Origin of the sequence: Streptomyces sp. NBC_00459 (genome assembly GCF_036013955.1) — a bacterium.
Lineage (GTDB): Bacteria > Actinomycetota > Actinomycetes > Streptomycetales > Streptomycetaceae > Streptomyces.
The window spans coordinates 5,905,913-5,927,715 of the sequence record NZ_CP107903.1 but is presented as its reverse complement, the minus strand read 5'-3'; the positions used below and the strand labels follow the sequence as shown (position 1 = coordinate 5,927,715).

21 protein-coding genes are annotated in these 21,803 nt (G+C 70.7%); 9 read left to right on the top strand and 12 right to left on the bottom strand.

Annotated features, from left to right (window positions below; genetic code table 11):
• The first annotated feature begins 107 nt into the window (after window positions 1-107).
• Window positions 108-1,604 (top strand): oligopeptide:H+ symporter, encoded by a 1,497-nt coding sequence (locus OHN74_RS26295; RefSeq protein WP_327697059.1) that lies wholly within the window; start codon window positions 108-110, stop codon window positions 1,602-1,604.
• Between the two features lie 55 nt (window positions 1,605-1,659).
• Here OHN74_RS26295 and OHN74_RS26290 read toward each other — a convergent pair whose 3' ends face one another.
• Both OHN74_RS26290 and OHN74_RS26285 read right to left on the bottom strand, forming a co-directional pair.
• The gene (locus OHN74_RS26290; RefSeq protein ID WP_327697058.1) at window positions 1,660-1,869 is read right to left on the bottom strand and encodes a DUF397 domain-containing protein; all 210 of its coding nucleotides are present in this window, start codon (window positions 1,867-1,869) and stop codon (window positions 1,660-1,662) included.
• On the bottom strand, window positions 1,851-2,693 hold the full coding sequence (locus OHN74_RS26285) for a helix-turn-helix domain-containing protein (protein ID WP_327697057.1): 843 nt from the start codon (window positions 2,691-2,693) through the stop codon (window positions 1,851-1,853). The genes OHN74_RS26290 and OHN74_RS26285 overlap by 19 nt, the downstream gene beginning before the upstream one ends.
• Window positions 2,694-2,900: 207 nt before the next feature.
• Here OHN74_RS26285 and OHN74_RS26280 point away from each other — a divergent pair, with 207 nt between their 5' ends.
• Both OHN74_RS26280 and OHN74_RS26275 read left to right on the top strand, forming a co-directional pair.
• A complete protein-coding gene (locus tag OHN74_RS26280; RefSeq protein ID WP_327697056.1) occupies window positions 2,901-3,059 on the top strand; it encodes a hypothetical protein in 159 nt (52 codons plus the stop codon).
• Between the two features lie 166 nt (window positions 3,060-3,225).
• Window positions 3,226-3,426 (top strand): hypothetical protein, encoded by a 201-nt coding sequence (locus tag OHN74_RS26275; protein WP_327697055.1) that lies wholly within the window; start codon window positions 3,226-3,228, stop codon window positions 3,424-3,426.
• An 86-nt stretch (window positions 3,427-3,512) separates the two neighbouring features.
• On the opposite strand, the gene OHN74_RS26270 is transcribed toward OHN74_RS26275, so the two are convergent.
• The 6 genes from OHN74_RS26270 to OHN74_RS26245 all read right to left on the bottom strand — a co-directional run bounded on the left by OHN74_RS26270 (window position 3,513) and on the right by OHN74_RS26245 (window position 8,862).
• Window positions 3,513-4,805 (bottom strand): hypothetical protein, encoded by a 1,293-nt coding sequence (locus OHN74_RS26270; protein WP_443060446.1) that lies wholly within the window; start codon window positions 4,803-4,805, stop codon window positions 3,513-3,515.
• 20 nt (window positions 4,806-4,825) lie between these two features.
• Entirely contained in the window at window positions 4,826-5,953 is a 1,128-nt protein-coding gene (locus OHN74_RS26265) for a hypothetical protein (protein WP_327697054.1), read from the bottom strand.
• Window positions 5,953-6,822: a hypothetical protein gene (locus OHN74_RS26260; protein WP_327700277.1), complete on the bottom strand. Its 870-nt coding sequence runs from the start codon at window positions 6,820-6,822 to the stop codon at window positions 5,953-5,955. The genes OHN74_RS26265 and OHN74_RS26260 overlap by 1 nt, the downstream gene beginning before the upstream one ends.
• Window positions 6,823-6,860: 38 nt before the next feature.
• A complete protein-coding gene (locus OHN74_RS26255; RefSeq protein ID WP_327697053.1) occupies window positions 6,861-7,595 on the bottom strand; it encodes an LPXTG cell wall anchor domain-containing protein in 735 nt (244 codons plus the stop codon).
• A gap of 182 nt (window positions 7,596-7,777) precedes the next feature.
• Window positions 7,778-8,275 (bottom strand): ATP-binding protein, encoded by a 498-nt coding sequence (locus tag OHN74_RS26250; RefSeq protein WP_327697052.1) that lies wholly within the window; start codon window positions 8,273-8,275, stop codon window positions 7,778-7,780.
• A gap of 182 nt (window positions 8,276-8,457) precedes the next feature.
• Entirely contained in the window at window positions 8,458-8,862 is a 405-nt protein-coding gene (locus OHN74_RS26245) for an STAS domain-containing protein (RefSeq protein ID WP_327697051.1), read from the bottom strand.
• A 301-nt stretch (window positions 8,863-9,163) separates the two neighbouring features.
• On the opposite strand from OHN74_RS26245, the gene OHN74_RS26240 reads away from it, so the two are divergent.
• From OHN74_RS26240 to OHN74_RS26230, 3 genes are all read left to right on the top strand, one after another.
• On the top strand, window positions 9,164-10,084 hold the full coding sequence (locus tag OHN74_RS26240; RefSeq protein WP_327697050.1) for an RNA polymerase sigma factor SigF: 921 nt from the start codon (window positions 9,164-9,166) through the stop codon (window positions 10,082-10,084).
• A 189-nt stretch (window positions 10,085-10,273) separates the two neighbouring features.
• Window positions 10,274-11,878, top strand: coding sequence for an RICIN domain-containing protein (locus OHN74_RS26235; protein ID WP_327697049.1), 1,605 nt, complete (start codon window positions 10,274-10,276; stop codon window positions 11,876-11,878).
• Between the two features lie 164 nt (window positions 11,879-12,042).
• Window positions 12,043-12,921, top strand: a complete 879-nt coding sequence (locus tag OHN74_RS26230; protein WP_327697048.1) for a hypothetical protein — start codon at window positions 12,043-12,045, stop codon at window positions 12,919-12,921.
• On the opposite strand, the gene hutI is transcribed toward OHN74_RS26230, so the two are convergent.
• The 4 genes from hutI to hutU all read right to left on the bottom strand — a co-directional run bounded on the left by hutI (window position 12,909) and on the right by hutU (window position 18,650).
• Entirely contained in the window at window positions 12,909-14,186 is a 1,278-nt protein-coding gene (gene hutI, locus OHN74_RS26225) for an imidazolonepropionase (RefSeq protein ID WP_327697047.1), read from the bottom strand. The genes OHN74_RS26230 and hutI overlap by 13 nt on opposite strands.
• Window positions 14,187-14,245: 59 nt before the next feature.
• Complete coding sequence (locus tag OHN74_RS26220; protein ID WP_327697046.1) at window positions 14,246-15,607, bottom strand: formimidoylglutamate deiminase; 1,362 nt, start codon at window positions 15,605-15,607, stop codon at window positions 14,246-14,248.
• A complete protein-coding gene (locus OHN74_RS26215) occupies window positions 15,604-16,815 on the bottom strand; it encodes an allantoate amidohydrolase (RefSeq protein WP_327697045.1) in 1,212 nt (403 codons plus the stop codon). The genes OHN74_RS26220 and OHN74_RS26215 overlap by 4 nt, the downstream gene beginning before the upstream one ends.
• A gap of 170 nt (window positions 16,816-16,985) precedes the next feature.
• Window positions 16,986-18,650 carry a urocanate hydratase gene (gene hutU / locus OHN74_RS26210; RefSeq protein WP_327697044.1) on the bottom strand — a complete coding sequence of 555 codons (1,665 nt, stop codon included), beginning with the start codon at window positions 18,648-18,650 and terminating at the stop codon, window positions 16,986-16,988.
• A gap of 187 nt (window positions 18,651-18,837) precedes the next feature.
• Here hutU and OHN74_RS26205 point away from each other — a divergent pair, with 187 nt between their 5' ends.
• The 3 genes from OHN74_RS26205 (at window position 18,838) to OHN74_RS26195 (ending at window position 21,792) form a co-directional block, all read left to right on the top strand.
• Complete coding sequence (locus OHN74_RS26205; RefSeq protein ID WP_327697043.1) at window positions 18,838-20,253, top strand: diaminopimelate decarboxylase; 1,416 nt, start codon at window positions 18,838-18,840, stop codon at window positions 20,251-20,253.
• A 241-nt stretch (window positions 20,254-20,494) separates the two neighbouring features.
• Complete coding sequence (locus tag OHN74_RS26200; RefSeq protein ID WP_327697042.1) at window positions 20,495-20,926, top strand: hypothetical protein; 432 nt, start codon at window positions 20,495-20,497, stop codon at window positions 20,924-20,926.
• Window positions 20,923-21,792 carry a transcriptional regulator gene (locus OHN74_RS26195; RefSeq protein WP_327697041.1) on the top strand — a complete coding sequence of 290 codons (870 nt, stop codon included), beginning with the start codon at window positions 20,923-20,925 and terminating at the stop codon, window positions 21,790-21,792. Before OHN74_RS26200 ends, OHN74_RS26195 begins: the two co-directional genes overlap by 4 nt.
• Window positions 21,793-21,803: the final 11 nt, after the last annotated feature.

The window sequence follows — 21,803 nt, the reverse complement described above, 5'->3', positions numbered from 1 at the left end:
GTGAACTGTCGTATGGTGAAAGGAAGCTCTTAGTGGCACCTGTGGACCTTTGGCGAGTTTTCCGCTGAAGGTCTTTTTTGCGCGTCCCGACCAGCAAGGAACGACCCATGGCGTCCAGCCTGACGAAGGAATCCCTGACACCGGACACCCCCGGTTCCCCACGATCCTTCTTCGGCCACCCCCGCGGACTGGCCACCCTCTTCATGACCGAGATGTGGGAGAGGTTCTCGTACTACGGCATGCGGGCCCTGCTCCCGCTGTACCTGATAGCGCCGAGCGGTCTGCACCTGAGCGTGCCGGCCGCTACCGCGATCGGCTCCGTCTACGTCTCCCTCGTGTACCTGCTCGCCCTGCCGGGCGGCTGGTTCGGCGACCGCGTCTGGGGACCCCGCAGGACCGTCGCCGTGGCCGGTGGCGTCATCATGCTCGGCCATCTGACGCTGGCCCTGCCGACGGCGGGCACCTTCTACGCGGGACTCGGCCTCGTGGCGATCGGCTCGGGTCTGCTGAAGGCCAACATCTCCACCATGGTCGGCCACCTGTACGACGGCCCGGACGATCCGCGCCGCGACGGCGGCTTCACCGTCTTCTACATGGGCATCAACGCCGGCGCGTTCGCCGCACCGCTCGTGATCGGCACGATCGGCGAGAAGGTCAACTGGCACCTCGGCTTCGCCCTGGCCGCGCTCGGCATGGCGCTCGGTCTCGCCCAGTTCCTGCTGGGCAGCCGCCATCTGGACGCGCGTTCGAACGTCGTCCCGACGCCGCTGTCCGCCGCGGAGAAGTCCACGACGCTGCGCAGGGCGGCGATCTGGGCGGGCGTCGCGGCCGTCTTCTACGCGTTCGTCGGCTTCTCGGGCCACTACACGCTGAACTGGGTCATGGTTCCGCTGATCCTGCTCGGCCTGGTCGTCCCGGTGGTCGTGCTCGCCCGGATCAAGCGCGACAAGGACCTCGACGAGTCCGAGCAGTCGTCGATGTCGGCATACATCTGGTTCTTCGTGGCCGCCGCCGTCTTCTGGATGATCTACGACCAGGGCGCCACGACCCTGTCGATCTTCGCCGACCGGAACGCCGAGAACACCGTCCTCGGCTGGGAGTTCCCGGTCTCCTGGTACCAGTCGGTGAACCCGGTGCTGATCATGGCGCTGGCCCCGGTCTTCGCCTGGTTCTGGCTGGCGCTGAACCGGCGCGGCAAGGAGCCGAGCACGATCGTGAAGTTCTCGTCGGGCCTGGTGCTCGTCGGCGCCTCGTTCTTCCTCTTCCTGGCCCCGCTGTCGATCGCCGGGGACGGACACAAGGCGGCGGCGATGTGGATCGTGGCGATCTACTTCGTCCAGACGGTCGGTGAACTGACCCTCTCGCCGGTCGGCCTGTCGGTCACGACCAAGATGGCGCCGGCGAAGTACGCCTCCCAGATGATGGGCGTCTGGTTCCTGGCGGTCACGGCGGGCGACGCGACGACGGGCCTGCTCTCCGTCGCGGGCGTCAACCTCGACCGGATGGGCGTGGTGGCCCTGGAGGCGGTGCTCGCGGTGGTGGCGGGCGCCGCGGTGTGGACGTACCGGGGCAGGGTGAAGGCGCTGATGGGGAAAGTGAACTGATCGAGCCGCGCTCGGCCGTTCCGGCCGCCGTGACCGGCTGACGGGCGTACGTCCGTCAGCCGGTGGGGAGTTGGCCGTGGCGTACGGCGGTGACGAAGGAGGTCCAGGCGGCGGCCCGGAGTATGAGGGCGGGGGCGTCGGGGGTCTTGGAGTCCCGGACGGGGACGACGGGGAGGTTGTCGGCGACTTCGAGGCACTCGCCGGCGTCAGTGTTGCTGTAGCTGCTCTTCCGCCACGCGACGGCGCTCATGTCGATGGATCGCATCGTGCTTCCTCCAGCATCTCCCCGATGAACTTCCGCGACTCGGCGGGGGACAACGCCAGATCGCGCGTTGCATCGTATGCAGACTGCAGACGCTCGATCTGGCTTCCCTCTTCGATGAGTTCACCATGGAGGTCGTTCTCGGTGTAAGCCACGGCACGGCCATCCGCGAGGCCCAGGAACATCACGTAGTTGTTCATCAGAGCGAACGGCCCGGCACTGAATGGCAGTACCTGCACCGTCACGTTCGGGCGCACGGACATCGCCAACAGATGTTCCAGTTGCTGGCGCCATGCCTTCTCGTCCCGCAACATCAGTCGCAGCACCGACTCGTACAGAATCGTGCGGAAACGTGGCGCGCCCTCCGCCACGAGCCTCGCGCCGCGGTTGAGGCGCGCCTCGACATGAAGGATCAGTTCTTCACCCTCAATGCCGCCTGCCGCGAGCACCTCGGCCGCGTACTCCTGTGTCTGCAAGACCCCAGGGACACTGCTCAACCCGAAGTGCCACAGGCTGAGCGCCTCGGACTCCAACTGAAAGTACGTCCGGTACTGATCCTTGTACTGAGCCTGATCTCCCAGTGCCAGTTCCCACAAGGTCACCAGGAACCCGTCCGCGCCGAAGTACTGATCAAGTGCCTGCACCACGTCGGCGCTGCCCAGCGTGTGGCCGTTCTCCATCTTTCCGAACAGCGAGAAGTCCCAGCCCACCTTTTCGCTCAGCTGGCGCAGACTGTCCCCGCTCTTCTCCCGCAACGCCTTCAGTTCCTCGGCGAAGCGCGCACGCGGCTCCTGGCTGCGACTCGTCACGGTCCGTCGTTGCGACATCTCGACTCCCCTACGGCGACTGTGGGTGATGTGGGTAGCTGTACGGAGCCGTGGAAATCCGTCCCGCCGAACGTGGAAATCCGGCCCTGTCCACGACGTTTCCGCCCCTTTGAGACGGCATGCTCGTCATACCTGAACACGCACCGTAATCCGGCGACCGCACACAGCACAGGCTTACGCCGGAACCTCCACCCGAGGAGTGACCCGATGACGACGACCTCCCTCCCCCGTCTCCCCCGCCGCCCCCGCACCACCGCCCACCGCGCCGTCCCCGCCCCCTCCTGGACCCCGTCGGGCGCCTGGGCGGCGCCGACGCCCGAGGTCCTGCGGTCCCTGGAGGCGGCTCTCGCACGGTGGTCGGTGTGAACACGGCCGCCACGCCCCCTGCGACGGCTCCGGCGCCGCCCTGCGACGTGTGCGAGGCGCTGGCCGCGCAGCGGGACGCGGCCCGCGAAGCCGGTCGTACGGGCGAAGTCATCGACTGTGAGCGGGAGTTGAGGGAGCACGGCAGACACGGACGAGGGTGTGCGCCATGACACCGCGCCCACCGCGCCCGCCGCTCTACCCCTCCTACGAGGAGTACCGCCCGCCCTCACCGACGGACGGCTGCGAGACCTGTCAGGAGCTCGCCGCACGCCGGAGCGCCGCGCAGGCCGCGTTCGACTACAGCGCGGTCAGCGACGCGAACGTACGGCTCCGGGCCCATCTGCTGGACACCCACAGCAGCACGTGAGCAGCACATCGGAGGCGGCGGAGAACGCCGGACCCCGCCCACGGCAACACGCTCCGGGGCGGGGTCCTGACGTCACCGTTCACCGTTCAGCGCAGGCGCCGCCGTCCCGGCATGAACGTGAACACCGCCACGCCCGCCAGGATCACCGTGCCGGACACCAGCCCCAGCGCCTTCAGGGCGCCGTCGTTCTCGGCGCCCGTGTTGGCGAGACCGCCGGTGGTCGACGTACCGCCCGACGCTCCGCTCGCCTGTTCCTCCGTGTCCAGGGTCAGGGAGACCATCGACGTGGTCGGGGTGCAGGTGGTCGTCGTGCCGAGGGCGCTGACCGTCAACACGCCTGGTGACAGCGTCGATTCACCGGTCGCACCCGGCTTGTACGTGCCGGTCATGTCGGAGATCGTCATGGCGTCGCCCGTCTTGATCGGGTCCGTGTTGGCCGGGCCCTCGACGTGGACCGTGCCCGTGTCGGACCCGCCCAGGACGACCTCCATGGACGGCTTCACCGAGTCCGCCGGGAGGTCTGCCGGACTGTTCATCACCGAGCCCTTGAACTGGACCGTGATGTCGTAACTCCCGCCGTTCTTCTTGGCGTTGATCTGGATGGGGGAGGTCACGTCCTTGTCGCCGATGGGCGTCACGCACCTGTACGGGACCTGCACGAGTTTCCCGGTGAAGTCCGTCTGGCCGTCGTCTGTCGGAGTCGCGCTCGGTGTGCTGCTCGGCGACTCGCTCTCGTCGTCCGACTCCGTCGGGGTGGGGGTCGCGGACTCGGACTCGGAATCCGTCGGGGTGGGCGTGGGTGAGGTCGACGTGGACGGTGATGACGACGTCGACGGTGAACTGCTGTCCCCCGGCGTCACCTTGATCGTCGCCGCCGACGGCACCGTCCCGGTCGGCGCACACTTCGTGTCCGTCTCGTACACGTTGATCGTGTACGCGTCCGGCGTCAGCGTCACGTCCCCCGCCGCCGTCAGTTTCACCTTGCCCTTCATGTCGGACAGGACCATCGCCCCGCCCTTGGGGATCGCCGGGTTCTCGCGCGGGCCGACCATCGCGATGCCGGCGGTCTGCGCCCCGGCCACCTTCAACACCCCGCTCGGCTGGACCGAGTCGGCCGGCAGGGGGATGAGATCCGGGTTCTTGGAAGCGGCCTGCGTGAACTTCCAGACCACGTCGACCTCGTCGCCGACCTTCGCCGTCGCGGGCGCGGTGATCTCCACCTTGGTCGTGCCGTTGACCGGGTCGAGGCCGGAGGCCGCCGGCGGTATGCACTTGGTCGCGTACGACACCTCGGCGGCCTGGGCGGGCCCCGCCGCGGCCATGCCCAGCAGCACACCGCCCGCTCCACCGAGCAGCAACAGGGCCCCTGCCGCGCCCACGCTCCGTCTCCGTTGGGTTCTCACGTGTTCCCCTTCGTCTTCGTCGTGTTGGTCGTCGCAGTGCCCGCGCCGGTGTCGATGCCCGTGTCCACGACCGCCCCTGTTCCCGCTCCCGCTCCCGGGGTGGCCTCGGGGGTGAACCACGGCAGGGCGGTGGAAGCGGTCGCCGGCGCGGGTTGTTCGCGGTCCTCCCGCGCGCCCACCCTCGGCATGCGCAGCGTCAGTTCGGGCATCCGCAGTGCCCTGCCACGGCGCGCCGACACCGGCCCGCCGGCGCCGCCCGGTCCGCGGGGCCGTACCCGGTCCACCACAGCCATCCCGACGCGGAACAGCGCCGCCGGTACGACGACACCGGCCAGGACCCAGAAGAGGGTCACGCCCCACGGCCGGCCCACGCCCCACGGCTGCTCCGCGAGCACCTTGTCGCCGTACTTCAGCGAGACCCTGTAGTCACCGTGCGCCCCGCTCACCAGGCTGACCGGCACCTCTACGCGGGCCTTGCCGCCCGGCTGGATCGTGCCGCGCCACTGCTGCTCCTCCCACTGCGGGGCGAACACCCCGTGGGAGGTGCCGATCCGGAAGACCGGGTCCTTGACCGCCGCCGTGCCGAGGTTGCCGACGGTGACCGCCAGGGTCCGGGTGGGCGGCGCCCCGAACCAGGTCAGCAGCCCGCTCGAACCGTCGAGCCGGGGGTCGGTGAGGACCGAGAGGCGGCCCGTACCGACCTGTTCGGGCAACGGTTCCACGGGGTGGCCCGCCACCTGGAACACCGCGTCGGCCGCCGCCTGCGACCCTCCGGTCACCGTCGCCACATGCACCACGCACGGGCACGGCACCGGCGGTTCGACCACCGGCAGGCTCTTGCTGAAGCCGCCCAGGGTGTCCGTGGTGACGGCTCTCGCGTCCGCGTTGGCACAGGAGTTGGTACCGCCGATCACTCCGCGGGCCGGCGTGGACCGGCCGCAGATCAGCATCATCAGCAGTGTCTTCGGCTGCCAGCCGGCCCCGGTGACCACGATCGAGCCACCGGTCCCCGCCTGGGACGTGGAGACCTTGACGGTCGGCCCGTCCGCCGCTGCCGCGGTGACCGTGGGCACCATCAGGAGAGCGATCGCCAGCACCGCGATCAGTGCAGGAATCCGCCGCATCACGTCATCGCCCCCGTCAGCTCATCCGACTTCGCCGCCAACTCGGGGCGCCTGTGCGTCCGTTCATCGCGCCGACGGCGCCCGATCCGTCGTACGGCCACGAGGGCCCCGCCCGCCGACAGCACCCCCGCGACCCCCGCCACCCCGCCCCACGGCACGAACCGCACCGACGCGCCCGCCTCGTCACGCACCGTCCCGCCCGCCGCCGTGACCGTCAGACGTACGTCGACCGCGTCGAACCCGGGTCGCCCGGACCAGGATTCGGTGAGGGCCAGGCGCCTGCCAGGAGGCAGCCGTACCGGGAGGGTGCGCGGGGCCCGGTCGAGGACGGGGCCGAGGACACCGTCCGCGTGGACGGCAAGCGTCGGGGTCAGGTCGGTGGTGCCGCGGTTGACCAGCTCGTAGGCGATGCGGTCGCCTCGTACCGTCACGTTCTCCACGGTCAGCGCGGGCAACCGGGGGCCCCTGACCCGCAGTTGGACACGCACCGTCGCGCTCCGGCCCGACGCTCGGGCGGTGATCGTGGCGGTGCGGTCCCCGGGAGGCGTGCCCTCGGGGATGCGCACGGTGAAGGGCACGTCGGCGCGGGTGCGGGCGGGGATGTCGACCCCGGGGGCGGCCAGCGTGAGCCAACTGCCGCCGGTCAGCCGCACGTTCAGGTTCCGCTTCGTCGGGTTGCGGACGGAGAGCGTGTCCTGGAGAACCGTCCCCGGGGCGCCCTCGGCGTAGAAGTACGGCCGTCCGGTGCCCAGGGGCGTGACGGACCAGCCCTCGTCGGCCACGGCCGGCGTCCCCGCGGACAGCAGCGCGACGAGGCCGAGCAGCCCGAGGAGGCGCTGGTGACTGAGGCTGGGGCAGAGGACACGCATCGGCGGCTCCCGGAAGTCGTACGGGTCTCGTACGGTCCTCAGCGGCGTGCCGTCGGCTGCCGTCGTACCGTCCCCGGCTGGTTCCTGCGCGTCAGCCACAGCGTGCCCGCCGCGCCCACGAGCAGCACGGTGCCGCCGAGCGTGCCCAGCGCGACGAAGGAGTCCTCGGGGCCGGTCTGCGGGAGATCGGCACCGGTGCCCCCGCTGCTGCTCGTGCCGCCGGTGGTACCGCCGCCCGAGGCCCCCGTGACGTCGAGCGTCAGGGACGGCTCGGGGTTGTTGGTGGGCGTGCACGTGGTCGTCGTACCGGCGGCCTTGATCGTCAGGACGCCCGCCGTGAAGGTGACCTTGCCGTTCTTCGACGGCTTGTACGTACCGCTCAGGTCATTGATCTTTATGGGGGTGTTGGCGGGGAGCGCTTCCTGGTTCGCGGGCCCGCTGACGCTCAGGGTGCCGCTGTCCGCGCCGCCCAGCTTGATCGTGGCGCTCGGGCTCATCGCGCCCTTGCCCAGCTCCACCGGGCTGGACGAGACGCCCTTCTGCCAGGACATCGTGACCGTGTAGGAGCCGCCGCTCCCGACCGCCTTGATGTCGATGGACGAGAGGGCGCTCTTGATGCCGATCGGCGTGTCGCACCGGTAGTTGACGTCCACGACCTCGGCCCGGGCGGCGGGGGCGGCCAGCAGCACCGCGGATCCGGCCAGGGCAGCGACGGACGCGAGCGCGGCGCTTCGTTTCGGGTGCGTTCGGCGGCATGTCCGGTGGTACGACATCGTCGTCCCCCATTCCTGGCGGTCGTTCCTGGCGGCCCTGGCTGCGTTTCTGACGGCACATCAGATCGCGGATCGGCCGTCAAGGTACGCCGGGGGACCAACAGTTGGAAGACACAGCACACACCGGATCGCCGGTATTTCGGCCTGATCCGAGCGGTGCTCCAGCGCCGGAACGGCGGGAACTAGGCCGGAGCGCCGAGTTCCGCCCAGACCTTCTTGCCCGCGACGCCGGGGGTCCGTACGACTCCCCAGTCCAGGCACAGCCGTTGCACGATGAACATCCCGTGGCCGCCGGGGCGCCCGGCGCGGTGCGGGGTGCGTGGGGCGGGCTGGCCCGCGCCCCTGTCCGAGACCTCGACGCGGATCACCTTGTTGTCGCAGGTGAGCGACATCTCGTCCGGGCCCTCGGCGTGCAGACAGGCGTTGGTGACGAGTTCGGAGACGACGAGCAGCACGTCCTCGGCGGCGGCCCGCCGGTCGGCGGTCGGGGCGGGCAGCCAGCCCCACGCGTAGAGCGCCTGCCGGGCGAAGTCACGGGCGAGCGGAACGACACCGCTCTCGCCCACGAGACTCAGTCTGCGGGTCTGACGCCCCCCGGAAGCGCCGCCGGACTCGGAGGACTCCGGGGAGCCCGCCGAGGACTCCGGGGAGCCCGGCGAGTCGGGCCGGGTGGTGCTCATCAGCGCTTCACCTCACCGATTCACCAGTTCACGTACACGGTCTTCGTTCACCACAGTTCCTTACGCACGTCATTGTGTGCGTATTCAGGATGTCTCCTGCCCGGCGGAACCGACAGAACACCCCCCAAAAAGAGCGCGCTCACGAACCCGCCCGGCCGGCCAAGGAGACTCGGCCGGAAAGGTCAGGAGGATTCACGGGCCCCAGGGGCCCCTGGAGGCTCGTCGGCCAGGGCGTCGGCGAGCGACTCGTGGACGGTGAATACGGCGTCCGCGCCCGTGATCTCGAACACCCGCGCGACCACCGGCTGCATCGCGGCGAGATGCACCCCGCCACCGGCTTCCTCCGCCTTGAGGCGGGCGCCGAGCAGCACGTTGAGGCCCGTGGAGTCACAGAACTCCAGCCGCGCACAGTCGACGACCAGCCTCACGATGCCCTTCGCGAGGCAGTCCTCAAGCGGTTCACGCAACAGGTCGGCGGTGTGGTGATCCAGCTCACCCGTCGGCGTCACGACGGCACTGGAGCCCTCGTGGCGCACCTCCACCAGAAGCCGGCCAGACTGTGCGCTGCCGACCGTCTCGCGGTCCATGCCGTCTCTCTCCCGAGCTCGTGTCTGCTTACCGGCGCACGCTCGCGCCCCCGACTGACGTCCACGAACACTACGCCTTCCTCACACTCTTCGACACCCGAACTAACGCCCATATACGGACATACAGGAAGAGACCGCACTTGCGGCGGGCTCCGGAAAGCGGGTAGGGCTAGTACAGGGCCGGTTCCTGTAGCGAGCCGGCCCTGGACACATACCCGACACGGCCGGCATTGGAGGCGCCGCACACCGCACCGCACGCACCGGCTTCGGCAGCCTTGTGCCGAGAACCATGGAGGACACCATGTCACCCCGGCTCGACGCATCCCATACCCAGAGGGCGACGTCGACACCCCCTCCGGAACACACGGACTCCCACCAGCCGGCCCAGCACCTCCCGGGCCCGCGAGTTCCCGACGCCCTGGACGGGCTCCCCGAGATCCCGCCGTTCGACGAGGTGGGGGCGGTCGACGCCCGAGCCCTGTCCAAAACCCTCTTCGCGCGGCTGGAGTCCCTCGAAGAAGGAACCCACGACTACTCGTACGTCCGCAACACCCTCGTCGAGCTCAACCTCGCACTGGTGAAGTTCGCCGCCTCCCGCTTCCGTTCGCGCAGCGAACCCATGGAGGACATCATCCAGGTCGGCACGATCGGCCTGATCAAGGCGATCGACCGGTTCGAGCTGAGCCGCGGCGTCGAGTTCCCGACGTTCGCCATGCCGACCATCGTCGGCGAGATCAAGCGCTTCTTCCGTGACACGTCGTGGTCCGTCCGCGTACCGCGCCGGCTCCAGGAGCTCCGGCTGGACCTGGCACGGGCCGGCGACGAACTGGCCCAGCAGCTCGACCGCGCCCCCACCGTGGCCGAGCTCGCCGAACGCCTCGACCTCTCGAAGGACGAGGTCGTGGAGGGCATGGCGGCCTCGAACGCCTACACCGCCAGCTCACTCGACGCACAGGCCGACGAGGACGACTCCGAGGGCGCGCTCTCGGACCGCATCGGCTACGAGGACCACGGCATCGAGGGCATCGAGTACGTCGAGTCCCTGAAGCCGCTGATCGCCGGGCTCCCGCCCCGGGACCGGCAGATCCTCTCGCTGCGGTTCGTCGCCAACATGACCCAGTCGGAGATCGGTGAAGAGCTGGGCATCTCCCAGATGCATGTGTCGCGGCTGCTGTCACGAACGTTGCAGCGCCTGCGAAAGGGCCTGACCGTCGAGGACTGACCGTCGAGGGACAACGGTCAGGGATCCGCCGTCGGACATCGTGGCCCGGCCGCTCGGGAGGGGTTCTCCGGTTACCTACGGAAACCCCTCCCCTCTTTTCCCAAAGACCCCCTGCGTCACCCGGACCACCCTCAGACTGGCCGGTACGTCAGGACGGGGGCTGAGTCGGGGGTGCGAGGAGGCGGACGGATGTCCCAGGACACCGACCACGGCGGGGTGGACGGGGTGTACGTCGGCGCGTCCGACGCACACCTCACCGAGTTGCTGCGCACCAACTCCCCCACCGCGTACCCGGCGTTGCAGGAGCTCCGCGCCCGCCACCGCGCATCGGTCCTCGCCTACGCCCGCCTGTGCACGACGAGCGACTCCACGGCAGGGCAGTTGGCGGCCCAGGCGTTCACGGCGGCGGCCCGGGACACGGCACGCGGTACCGAGCCGAGCGTCCCCTGGCGCCACCAACTCCTCTTGCTGACCGCCGATCTGGCGGCCACCTGGGCGACGGACGAACGCGCGGCGGGACTCGACCCGAGCCTGCTCCTCGTCCTGAACACACTCAGCCCGTCGAACACGCAGAACGCACAGAGCACGCAGAGCGCGGCGGGCGGAGCGGGGCTGATCCCGCCCCCGCCCATGCTGGGCCCGTTCCAGTCGCTGCCGTCCCGCACCCAGGGCCTCATCTGGTACGGCATCGTGGAGCGCGAACCCGAGGAGCGGACCGCCGCGCTCCTCGGCCTGACGCGCGAGGACGTGACGCACGAGACGGATTCGGCCCTCCAGGCCCTGGCACAGGCCTGTCTGCGGTTCCGGCTGGCCGTCTCCGACGATCCGCGCTGCCAGGACTTCCGCCGGCTGATCGAGGAGTCGGTCCGCCCGGTCAACCCCCGCCACAGCACGGACCTGAACTCCCACATGGTCATCTGCCCGCACTGCTCGGTGGCCTACGAGGAACTCTCCGCCCTGCGCGACAACCCGCGCTCCGCACTGGGGGAGGGCCTGCTGCCGTGGAGCGGCCCGGCGTACGCGCGAGACGCACCGACGGTCACGCGCGCCAACGCCCTTCAGCCGGAAGGCAGTTGGCCCTGGACTCCGGCCCGGCCGTCCCGTCGGCGGTTCGTGCTGGCCTCGGCGGTGCTGGGCGTGACGCTGGTCCCGCTGCTGATCGTGCTGCTCTCGCGGGGCGGCGGCTCGCCGGATCCGCAGAGCGCGGCGGGGACGCTCCCGGTGACCGCGGTACCGAGCGTCCCCGGGGCGACGTTCCCCTCCTCGCCGGCTGCCACCGGCTCCCCTTCCCCGGCGCCGACTTCACGACCGCCGACCACTCCGACCCCGTCCCCGACTCCGACCCCTACGCCCACACCCACGCCGAAGCCCGTCTTCCGGGCCCCGGGTGCCACGTACGCCCAGGTGGTGAACGTCGCCTCCGGACGCTGTCTGGACATCCGGGGCGGTGTGCTGGAGAAGGGCACCGACGTTCTCACGGCGCCCTGCTCCGCGTCGTCCGCGACCCAACGCTGGTCGGTGGACGCCGGCTCGGGGCTGCTGCGCTCGTCCGCCGACACCGACTTCTGTCTGGACAGCCGGGGTGATGTGGACAAGGGCGTGGGCATCTGGGAGTGCGCGTCGGTGGGCGACAGCGAGAACGGCGACAACCTGCGCTTCACCGTGGACGACGACGGTGTGATCCGCCCGGCGATCGCCATCGCGACGGGGCTCACTCCGGACGTCGACGGCGGCCTGACCCTCGCACCGCTGACGGGCGGGTCGGGGCAGCGGTGGCGCGCGGGCGTTAGCTGAAAAGTCCGTATCCGCCAACCTCCCCCGACGGGTGCGCGTTTCACTCCGCCGGCCGGGGCCGGACGGGGAGGGAGTGAAATGCCGCCGGGGCGGCGTCGGCAACCCGGTGTGCGGCCGGTGGCGACCCGAGGGTGAATCCCGTTCCCCACAAAGGGAGTTCACCGATGCGCAAGCACGTCGCACGTCTCTTGGCGATCCTCGCGGCACTGGCCGCGCTGATCGCCGCCCCCGGTCTGCCGGCGGCGTTCGCCGCTCCCGCCGTGACGGCGGCGCGGGCCGAGGCCGCCGAGGACTGGAACCCGCCCGCGAACCTCGTACAGCCGCTGAACGAGGTCTGGAACCACGTCTCGTCGACCTATCCGAACCTCTACGGCTTCCGCAACTACGGCTGGGACCAGGTCATGGCCAACCGGGGAAGCATCAACTACTGCGTCCGCTGGGAGTCGGACGCACCTGTCAGCACCGCCCTGCGCGACCGGATCCACACCGCGCTGAAGAAGCAGTTCGGCAAGTGGATGGCGGCCATGGTGGACAACGGCAAGGGGCACAACGCCTGGCCGTACACCAGCGTGCCCGTCAACATCGTCGGCTGGGCGGTGAAGAACCGCTCGACGCTCCAGTGGACCGACAACTCCGTCGACATCTACGCCGGGAACCTCGACGGCGGCGGTGCCCCGCAGTGCGCTCCGGACTGCGGGCGCTTCTTCCACCAGGACGGCAACTACTCCAGGTGCCCGGGCGGTGCGTCCCGCCACTACGACCAGTCGCTGTGGCTGACGAAGGGCTTGTCGGGCGGCTTCGGCGGCGACTGGGGCCAGCGGGTCGGCCAGGAGTACTTCACCAACACGCTGGACCAGGAGAACATCCACATCTACCTGCACGAGGTCGGCCACACCTTCGGGCTCGACGACTTCTACGACTGGACCCCGACCGGCCAGTGCTGCTTCATCATGAACGCGGGCAGCGCCACACAGATCACGGAGTTCGACAAGTGGATGTTCCGTGACTTCTGGCGCCACCTGAAGAACCGCTACGGCCTCTGACCAGCGGTTCCCACCACCTGGACGCCCCGCCGCCACACCCCGCCGACCAGCGGAACCCCCGGCCGGTAGGCCAGGTGTACGTGGCTCGGGGCGTCCAGGAGCACCAGATCGGCGTACGCCCCGGGCGTGAGGCGGCCGACGTCGGTGCGGCGGAGGGCCCGCGCGCCCCCCGCCGTGGCCGACCAGACCGCCTCGTCCGGGGTCATGCCCATGTCCCGTACGGCCAGCGCGACACAGAAGGGCACGGAGGAGGTGAAGGACGAGCCCGGGTTGCAGTCCGTGGAGAGCGCGACCGTGACGCCCGCGTCGAGGAGACGGCGGGCGTCCGGCCACTGGGCGCGAGTGGAGAACTCGGCGCCCGGCAGCAGGGTCGCGACCGTGTCGCCGTTCGCCAGGGCGTCCACGTCGGCGTCGGTGAGGTGGGTGCAGTGGTCGGCGCTGGCGGCGTCGAGCTCGACGGCCAGCTGCACGCCGGGGCCGTACGAGAGCTGGTTGGCGTGGACGCGCGGGTGCAGTCCCTTCGCCTTGCCCGCCGTGAGGATCGCGCGCGCCTGGTCGCCGTCGAAGGCGCCCTTCTCGCAGAAGACGTCGACCCAACGGGCGTACGGGGCACAGGCGTCGAGCATCTCGCCGGTGACCAGGGCGACATAGGCGGCCGGGTCGTCGGCGTAGTCCGGGGACACGATGTGGGCGCCGAGGTAGGTGACCTCGTCGGTGTGGGCGGCGGCGATGCGCAGGGCGCGGGCCTCGTCCTCGACGGTCAGGCCGTACCCCGACTTGGTCTCGAAGGTCGTCGTGCCCTGGTGGAGGGCCTCGCGGAGGTAGCGGGTGAGGTTGGCCTCCAGTTCCGCGTCCGTGGCGGCGCGGGTGGCGGCGACGGTCGTACGGATACCCCCTGCCGTATAGCCGCGCCCCGACATACGGGCGTTGAACTCCTGGGTCCGGTCGCCCGCGAAGACGAGGTGGGAGTGGGAGTCCACGAAGCCCGGGAGGACGGCCCTGCCACCTGCGTCGACCCGATTGTCAGTGGCTGGTGCTTTGCTGGATTCACCGGTCCAGACGACGCGGTCGCCCTCTATGACGACGGCCGCGTCCAGGATCAGTCCAAGGGGAGAACCGTCGCCGAGAGAGGGGTCGTTGGTGACCAGGCTGCCGATGTTCGTGATGACAGTCGTCGTGCCGGTGGTGGTGTCGGTCGTGCTGCCGGTGGCACTGTTCGTCCGGTTCGGGCTGCCCGGACTGCTCGGCGTGCTGGTGCTGTTCATCGCGTCCTCGTGGATGGCGGGCCTGCGGGCGGGGGGACGTACGGGGGCGCGTACCGGGGTCAGCCGCGCAGGGCTTCGACAGCGACCGCCAGCGCCTGCGGCACCTCTGGTACGAGGGTGTGCGCCCCGTCGCGAACGACGTGCCGGCCAGCCACGACCGTATGGCGCACATCCGCTGCCGACGCTGCGAATACCGCGGTCTCCGCTCCCAGGCGAGGCACCGGCCCCGCAGTTCTGACCGAGTCGAGGGCGATCGTCGTGAAGTCGGCGAGCGCACCCGCCTCAAGAGTGCCCGCGTCGGCCCAGCCGAGGGCCGCGTGCCCGTCGGCGGAGGCTGCCCGGAGCAGTGCCGCCGCTGTCCAGTGACCCCGGGTGCGGGTGCGCAGGCGCTCGTTCAGCTCCATGGCTCGCGCCTCTTCGAGCAGGTCGATGACGGCGTGGCTGTCGGAGCCGAGACAGAGGGGTGAGCCCGCGCGCTGGAGGGCGACGGCGGGGCCGATGCCGTCGGCGAGGTCGCGTTCGGTGGTGGGGCACATACAGGTGCCGGTGCCGCTGCCGCCGAGGAGCGCGATGTCGTCGTCGGTGAGGTGGGTGTTGTGGACGCCGGTGGTGCGGGGGCCGAGGACGCCGTGGTCGGCGAGGAGTTGAGCGGGGGTGCAGCCGTGTGCGGCCTGGCAGGCGTCGTTCTCCGCCGTCTGCTCGGACAGATGGACGTGGAGCGGGGCACGCCGTTCCTCCGCCCAGCGTGCCACGGTCGCCAACTGGCCGGCGGGCACGGCCCTTACGGAGTGGATGGCGGCACCGATCCGCGCGTGATCCCGTTCCTTGAGAACTGAACAGCGTTCCGCCCAGGCGTCGGCCGTGCCGTCGGAGAAGCGGAGCTGGTGGCGGTTCGGGGCCTGGCCGCTGTGCTTGTTCAGGATGCCTGCGGCGAGGTAGGCGGTGTCGAGGAGGGTGATGCGGATACCGGCGTCGGCGGCGGCCTCGACGAGGGCCTCGCCCATCGCGTTCGGGTCGGCGTACGGGGTGCCGCCCGGGGCGTGGTGGACGTAGTGGAACTCGCCCACGGCGGTGATGCCGGCGAGGGCCATCTCGGCGTACACGGCACGGGCGAGGGCGTGGTAGCTGTCGGGGGTGAGCTTGTCGGCGAAGGAGTACATGATCTCGCGCCAGGTCCAGAAGGTGCCGGAGCCGACCTGGACGGTGCCGCGCAGGGCGCGGTGAAAGGCGTGGCTGTGGGCGTTGGCGAGCCCGGGAAGGGTGAGCCCGCGCAGGATCTCGGCGCCGGGCGGCGGGGCGTCGATCCCCGTCCGGACGGCGGCGATCCGACCGTCCCGCACATCCAGGGCGACACCCGGCTCGACGTTGGTGTCGAGCCAGGCGTGCTCCAGCCAGTACGTCCGTGATGGGGGGTGCGTCACGTGCAGGCCAGCCCTTCCAGTACGTCGGCGAGTGCGGTCACCCCGGCCACGCAGTCGTCCTCGGCGGCGTACTCCGCCGGGGAGTGCGAGACGCCCGTGGGGTTGCGCACGAACAGCATGGCGGTCGGGATGCTCCCGGACAGAATCCCGGCGTCGTGTCCGGCACCGGTACCGAGGACGGGGACGGTGAGTCCGGTGCCCTTTCCGTCCTGGCCCAGCAGTCGGGCGAGTTCGTCGCGCAGGGCGTGGTCGAACTCGACGACGGGGGTGAACGACTCCCGGACGACGTCGAGATCGACGCCGTGGGCCTCGGCGTACTCGCGGGCCGCCTTCTCGACGCCGGAGACGACGGTGTCGAGGGCGTGCTGGTCGGCGGCGCGGGAGTCGAGCCAGCCGCGTACGAGAGAGGGGATGGCGTTGACCCCGTTGGGCTCGACGCTGATCTTCCCGAAGGTGGCGACGGCACCGGCGAGCTGCGCCTCGCGCCGGGCGGCGAGGACCGTCTCGGCGTACGACAGCATGGGGTCACGCCGGTCCACGAGCCTGGTCGTACCGGCGTGGTTGGCCTCGCCGCGGAAGTCGAACCGCCACCGTCCGTGCGGCCAGATGGCACTGGCGATGCCGACGCGGTCGCCGCTCAGGTCGAGCGCCCGGCCCTGCTCGACGTGCAGTTCGACGAACGCGCCGATACGGGCGAGCCGTTCGGGGTCCGGCCCGATGGTGTCCGGGTCGTACCCGGCGGCCTCCATGGCGCGCGGCAGGGTGATGCCGTCCCCGTCGGTCAGCAGCCGGGCCTGCTCGACACCGACGGCCCCGGCGGTGAGCCGCGACCCGACACAGGCGAGCCCGAACCGGGCACCTTCTTCGTCCCCGAAGTTGACGATGGCCACAGGCTTGCCGAACTGCGCACCCCTGCACCGGAGTTCATCGAGTGCGGCGAAGGAGGAGACGACACCGAGGGGCCCGTCGAAAGCCCCGCCGTCGGGCACGGAGTCAAGATGCGACCCGGTGACAACTGCATCCCCGGCGCCGGGATCCCCGAGCCAGGCCCACTGGTTCCCGTTCCGATCGATCTCGTACGCCAGCCCGCGGCTCTCGGCCTGCTCCTTGAACCAGGCCCGGCATTCGAGATCGACGCCCGTCCAGGCGTAACGGCGATAGCCGCGTGAGTCGGGGTGACGCCCGATGGGGGTGAGGTCACGCCACATCTCCTGGAAGGAGGCGCCGACAGACTGTGGGCAGTCGTTTCGCGGGGCGATGGGGGTCCCCCCGCTCGAACGAAGTTGAGAGTGGGGGAGGGTGGGCACAGCCGAACCGGCAGGCGGTGACGAATCCCCAGCCCCCACCGAAGAGTCGCCGCGCCCGCCCTCCACCTGGCTCACGCCTCGTCCCCCTCGCGCATCGGCACCCGCACACCCCGCTCGTCGGCAACGGACTCCGCGATGTCGTACCCGGCATCCACATGCCGGATCACACCCATCCCGGGGTCATTGGTCAGCACCCGCCGGATCTTCTCCCCCGCCAGCTTCGTGCCGTCGGCCACCGACACCTGCCCCGCGTGGATCGACCGCCCCATCCCGACCCCGCCCCCGTGGTGGATGGACACCCAGGACGCGCCCGAGGCGACGTTCACCATCGCGTTCAGCAACGGCCAGTCGGCGATCGCGTCGGAGCCGTCGAGCATGGCCTCCGTCTCCCGGTAGGGAGACGCGACGGACCCGCTGTCCAGGTGGTCGCGCCCGATCACCAGCGGCGCGGCCAGCTCACCGCTCGCCACCATGTCGTTGAAGCGCTCGCCGGCCTTGTCCCGCTCGCCGTAGCCGAGCCAGCAGATGCGGGCCGGCAGACCCTGGAAGTGGACCCGCTCCCCCGCCATCTTGATCCAGCGGTGCAGGGATTCGTTCTCCGGGAACAGCTCCAGCATCGCCTTGTCGGTCTTCGCGATGTCGGACGCCTCGCCCGACAGCGCCGCCCAGCGGAAGGGGCCCTTGCCCTCGCAGAAGAGCGGGCGGATGTACGCGGGCACGAAGCCGGGGAAGGCGAACGCCCGCTCGTATCCGGCCAGTTGGGCTTCGCCGCGGATCGAGTTGCCGTAGTCGAAGACCTCGGCACCGGCGTCCATGAAGCCGACCATCGCCTCCACGTGCCGGGCCATGGACTCGCGCGCCCGGGTCGTGAAACCGGCCGGGTCCTTCGCCGCGTAGGACGCCAGGTCGTCGAAGTCGACGCCGACCGGCAGGTAGGAGAGCGGGTCGTGGGCCGAGGTCTGGTCGGTGACGATGTCGATGGGGGCGCTCTCGGCGAGCATGCGCGGGAGCAGCTCGGCCGCGTTGCCCAGCAGGCCGATGGAGAGCGGGCGGCGGGCGTCACGCGCCTCCACCGCGAGCTGGAGGGCCTGCTCCAGGGAGTCCGCCTTCACGTCGAGGTACCGGTGCTCGATGCGGCGCTCGATGGCGCGCGGGTCGACGTCGATACAGATCGCGACGCCGTCGTTCATCGTCACGGCGAGCGGCTGGGCGCCGCCCATCCCGCCGAGGCCGGCGGTGAGGGTGATCGTCCCGGCGAGGGTGCCATCGAACTTCTTGGCGGCGACGGCGGCGAAGGTCTCGTAGGTGCCCTGGAGGATGCCCTGGGTGCCGATGTAGATCCACGAGCCGGCCGTCATCTGCCCGTACATGGTCAGGCCGAGGGCCTCCAGGCGGCGGAACTCCTCCCAGTTGGCCCAGTCGCCGACGAGGTTGGAGTTGGCGATCAGGACACGCGGGGCCCACTCGTGGGTCTGCATGACACCGACCGGGCGGCCCGACTGGACGAGCATCGTCTCGTCCTGCTTCAGGGTCCGCAGGGTGCGGACCATGGCGTCGAAGGAGCGCCAGTCACGGGCGGCCTTGCCGGTGCCGCCGTAGACGACGAGCTTGTCGGGGTGTTCGGCGACCTCGGGGTCCAGGTTGTTCTGCAGCATCCGCAGGGCGGCCTCCTGCTGCCATCCCAGGGCACTCAGTTCCGTACCGCGCGGGGCTCGTACGGGGCGGGGTCCTGACATGGTCTGCCTCCCAGCGGACTGACAGCGGACAATTGCAGTGGATATTCATATCCTGACTTCATGAATAGAACTAGTCAATACCTTCTCGCGCCAGCACGCGCGCGCCGCGGATGTTTGGCTTGACCCAGCGGCACCCAGCGGCAGCCATCGACACGCGGCAACTGAGCTCGACACCACGGGGGACGTAATGGAGAACAACGGTTCCGATCGCACGGGCCGCCGGGACGAGGCCGTACGCGCCGCCGTGGAGCAGGGACTGCTCCGCGCCGACGCACCCATCGTCGGCCTGCTCGACGTCATCGGCATCCGGGAGTCCGCCGCCGAGCTGCGCGCCGCCTTCGACGCGGTCGTGGCGCCCGGCACGCCCGTCCTGCACGCCTTCGCGGTGAAGGCGACCCCGCTGGTGCCCGTACTGCGGCTCCTGCACGCGGAGGGGATCGGGGCCGAGGTGGCGAGTCCGGGGGAGCTGGCGCTGGCGCGGGCCGCGGGGGTGCCGCCGCGGCTGACGGTGCTGGACTCGCCCGCCAAGACGCCCACCGAGCTGCGCGAGGCACTGGCGCTGGGCATCGCCGTGAACGCCGACAACCCGCAGGAACTGGACCGGATCGACGCGCTGATGCGGTCCGCGGCCAGTCGGTCCCCAATCGGACTAAGGGTGAACCCGCAGATCGGCGGAGGGTCGATCGGGGCCACGTCCACCGCCACCGCGACCTCGAAGTTCGGGGTCGCACTGCTGGACGAAGGGGCGCGCGAGTGGATCGTGGGGGCGTACGCCGAGCGCCCGTGGCTGACCAGGCTGCACGCGCACACCGGGTCGCAGGGCATCCCGCTGTCGCTGATGGTGCGGGGCGTGGCGGAGACGTACACGCTCGCCGAGGAGATCAACCGGCGGGTCGGGCGGCAGCAGATCGACACCATCGACATCGGCGGCGGACTGCCGGTCAACTTCGCGTCGGACGCGACGAGTCCGACGTACACGCAGTACGCGCGGCTGCTGAGCGACGCGGTGCCGGGGCTGTTCGGGGGGCGGTACGGGCTGGTGACCGAATTCGGACGGTCGCTGCTGGCCAAGCACGGCACGGTGGTGGCGCGCGTCGAGTACGCGAAGAGCGCCGGCGGCCGACCGGTCGCGGTCACGCACGCGGGCGTCCAGGTCGCGACACGGACGGTGTACGCACCGGCGTCATGGCCGCTCAGGATCGCCGCGTACGACGGGAAGGGGCTCCCCAAGTCCGGGGCGGACGTGGTGCAGGACGTGGCAGGACCCGCCTGTTTCTCGGGCGACCTGCTGGCCGAGGGGCGTGCGCTGCCGCTGCTCGAACAGGGCGACTACGCGGCGGCACTGGACACGGGCGCGTACTACTTCGCGCACCACTACGCGTACAACTCCCTTGCCCGTCCCGGGATCTACGGCTTCGTGCCGGGCGGAAGCGCGGGCGGACGCCCGGCCGAGGGCATGGACGGGGGCGGGGGCGAAGGGGTCGCCTTCGCGGTCGTGCGGGAGCCGCAGAGCGTCGCGGAGATCGTGGCCGAATCCGGCGGGGCGCACGCGTCCGCGCTCACCACCCTCCATCCCACCGGCTCCCCCTCCGCGCGCCCTTGACGGACTCCCGGGGACATGCAGGTCAACTGCCCTGAAAACGGGGTCAGTCGACCTACCTTAGTCATCTGGCGCATGTTCCACTGGAAAATGCCAGATCTCTCACTCCTCGCGCACACGTTGCGTAGCGTCTGCGTCACTCAGCCGAACGCCGGTTGGCCGAACATCCATCGGCCGAACGTCAGGCGGAGCGACCGAACACCAGCCGGACAGACGCGAGCGGGACAGGTGGGAGGGGCCAAGGGTGCCCGGAATCGACGAGTGCTTACTGGAAGCCATGCGGCTGCCCGGTGCCCGGGGCGCCGCGCTGGTCGACTGGACCAGCGGGCTGGCACTGGGCACCGTCGGGGAGTCCCCGGGCGGTGATCCCGAGACGATGGCGGCCGAGGCGGCCGAGCTGGCCCGGCTGGCCGTCGAGCACCGGGCGTTCGCCCCGGAGGAGGAGTACGAGACCGGTGCCGACGCCGACGAGTTCACCGTCGGCCGGCGGGAGCAGGATCCTCCGGTCGAGGACCTGATCATCAGCAACCGCGACAGCTACCACGTTCTGCGGTTCGTCACGACGAGCTTCGACAGCAGTGTGTTCCTGCACCTGTGGCTGGCCCGCGCGGAGGGCAATCTCGCGCTGGCCCGCATCCGGCTCGGCGAGATGGCGGGACGGCTGGTGCTGGGATGACGACTCTGCACACGAATCTGACGACCCCGCCGCCGCGCCTGCCGGTGCGGGACAAGGCGGCGGCCCGGCAGCGGGCGTGGGGCGGGGTCTCACCGATGCTCGGCCGGCTCGCCACCGAACGGGCAACCGGAGTCCTGGTCCGCGAACGCGGCTCGCTCTACCTCACCGACGGCCAGGTGGTGCACGCGGAGAGCCCGGCCGTACCGGGCCTCGATGTGCTGCTCACCGCGCACGGCACGCTGGACGCGGACGGCTGGCGGGACGCGGTCGGCGCGGCCGGCGAGCTGCACCGGGTCGGGCGGTTCCTGGTCGAGAGCGGCCGGATCGGCGTGGGCGCCCTGGAGGTGTGCCACCTGGGGGCGCTGTACGACGCCGCGTACTTCGCCCTCGCGCCCAGCGGCACGCCGGGGCACTTCAAGTACGGGGACACGCACTGGCTCGGCCCGGTGCGCCCGGTGCCGGTGGCGGCGGTCGAGCACGAGACCCTGCGCCGACGCGCCCTGCTGCACCGCATCTGGCCCGACCCGGCGCCCGACAGCGCCCCACTGCTCCTCTCGGGCAGCCCGGCCGCGCCGACGGTCACCGCCCGCCAGCACGCCGTACTGGCCCTGGTGAACGGAGTCCGTACGGCGGCGGACATCGCCCTGGCGCTGGCTCGTCCGGCCTTCCACACCCTGGTGGACGTACGGCGCCTGGCAGCCGCGGGAGTCATAGCCCCGGAGGCCATGCCACCCCCGGCCCCCGCTCCTCCACCACCGTCCGAGTCCTCGGCTCCCCCGGCTCCCCCCGGGACACTGCCGCCGTCGTTCGCCGACCCCAACATCACGCTGCTGAAGAGGCTCAGGGATGCGCTGGAGGCCCTTTGAACGGCAGCGCC

What these genes read in the sequence shown, in the direction of transcription:
- OHN74_RS26230 (WP_327697048.1), top strand. Translation starts at nt 12,043, where the DNA reads ATGCGCAAGCACGTCGCACGTCTCTTGGCGATCCTCGCGGCACTGGCC.
- OHN74_RS26265 (WP_327697054.1), bottom strand. Translation starts at nt 5,953, where the DNA reads ATGCGGCGGATTCCTGCACTGATCGCGGTGCTGGCGATCGCTCTCCTG.
- OHN74_RS26295 (WP_327697059.1), top strand. Translation starts at nt 108, where the DNA reads ATGGCGTCCAGCCTGACGAAGGAATCCCTGACACCGGACACCCCCGGT.
- OHN74_RS26280 (WP_327697056.1), top strand. Translation starts at nt 2,901, where the DNA reads ATGACGACGACCTCCCTCCCCCGTCTCCCCCGCCGCCCCCGCACCACC.
- OHN74_RS26255 (WP_327697053.1), bottom strand. Translation starts at nt 7,595, where the DNA reads ATGTCGTACCACCGGACATGCCGCCGAACGCACCCGAAACGAAGCGCC.
- OHN74_RS26275 (WP_327697055.1), top strand. Translation starts at nt 3,226, where the DNA reads ATGACACCGCGCCCACCGCGCCCGCCGCTCTACCCCTCCTACGAGGAG.
- OHN74_RS26285 (WP_327697057.1), bottom strand. Translation starts at nt 2,693, where the DNA reads ATGTCGCAACGACGGACCGTGACGAGTCGCAGCCAGGAGCCGCGTGCG.
- hutU (WP_327697044.1), bottom strand. Translation starts at nt 18,650, where the DNA reads ATGTCAGGACCCCGCCCCGTACGAGCCCCGCGCGGTACGGAACTGAGT.
- OHN74_RS26205 (WP_327697043.1), top strand. Translation starts at nt 18,838, where the DNA reads ATGGAGAACAACGGTTCCGATCGCACGGGCCGCCGGGACGAGGCCGTA.
- OHN74_RS26240 (WP_327697050.1), top strand. Translation starts at nt 9,164, where the DNA reads ATGTCACCCCGGCTCGACGCATCCCATACCCAGAGGGCGACGTCGACA.
- OHN74_RS26260 (WP_327700277.1), bottom strand. Translation starts at nt 6,822, where the DNA reads ATGCGTGTCCTCTGCCCCAGCCTCAGTCACCAGCGCCTCCTCGGGCTG.
- OHN74_RS26290 (WP_327697058.1), bottom strand. Translation starts at nt 1,869, where the DNA reads ATGCGATCCATCGACATGAGCGCCGTCGCGTGGCGGAAGAGCAGCTAC.
- hutI (WP_327697047.1), bottom strand. Translation starts at nt 14,186, where the DNA reads ATGAACAGCACCAGCACGCCGAGCAGTCCGGGCAGCCCGAACCGGACG.
- OHN74_RS26235 (WP_327697049.1), top strand. Translation starts at nt 10,274, where the DNA reads ATGTCCCAGGACACCGACCACGGCGGGGTGGACGGGGTGTACGTCGGC.
- OHN74_RS26195 (WP_327697041.1), top strand. Translation starts at nt 20,923, where the DNA reads ATGACGACTCTGCACACGAATCTGACGACCCCGCCGCCGCGCCTGCCG.
- OHN74_RS26245 (WP_327697051.1), bottom strand. Translation starts at nt 8,862, where the DNA reads ATGGACCGCGAGACGGTCGGCAGCGCACAGTCTGGCCGGCTTCTGGTG.
- OHN74_RS26215 (WP_327697045.1), bottom strand. Translation starts at nt 16,815, where the DNA reads ATGTGGCGTGACCTCACCCCCATCGGGCGTCACCCCGACTCACGCGGC.
- OHN74_RS26250 (WP_327697052.1), bottom strand. Translation starts at nt 8,275, where the DNA reads ATGAGCACCACCCGGCCCGACTCGCCGGGCTCCCCGGAGTCCTCGGCG.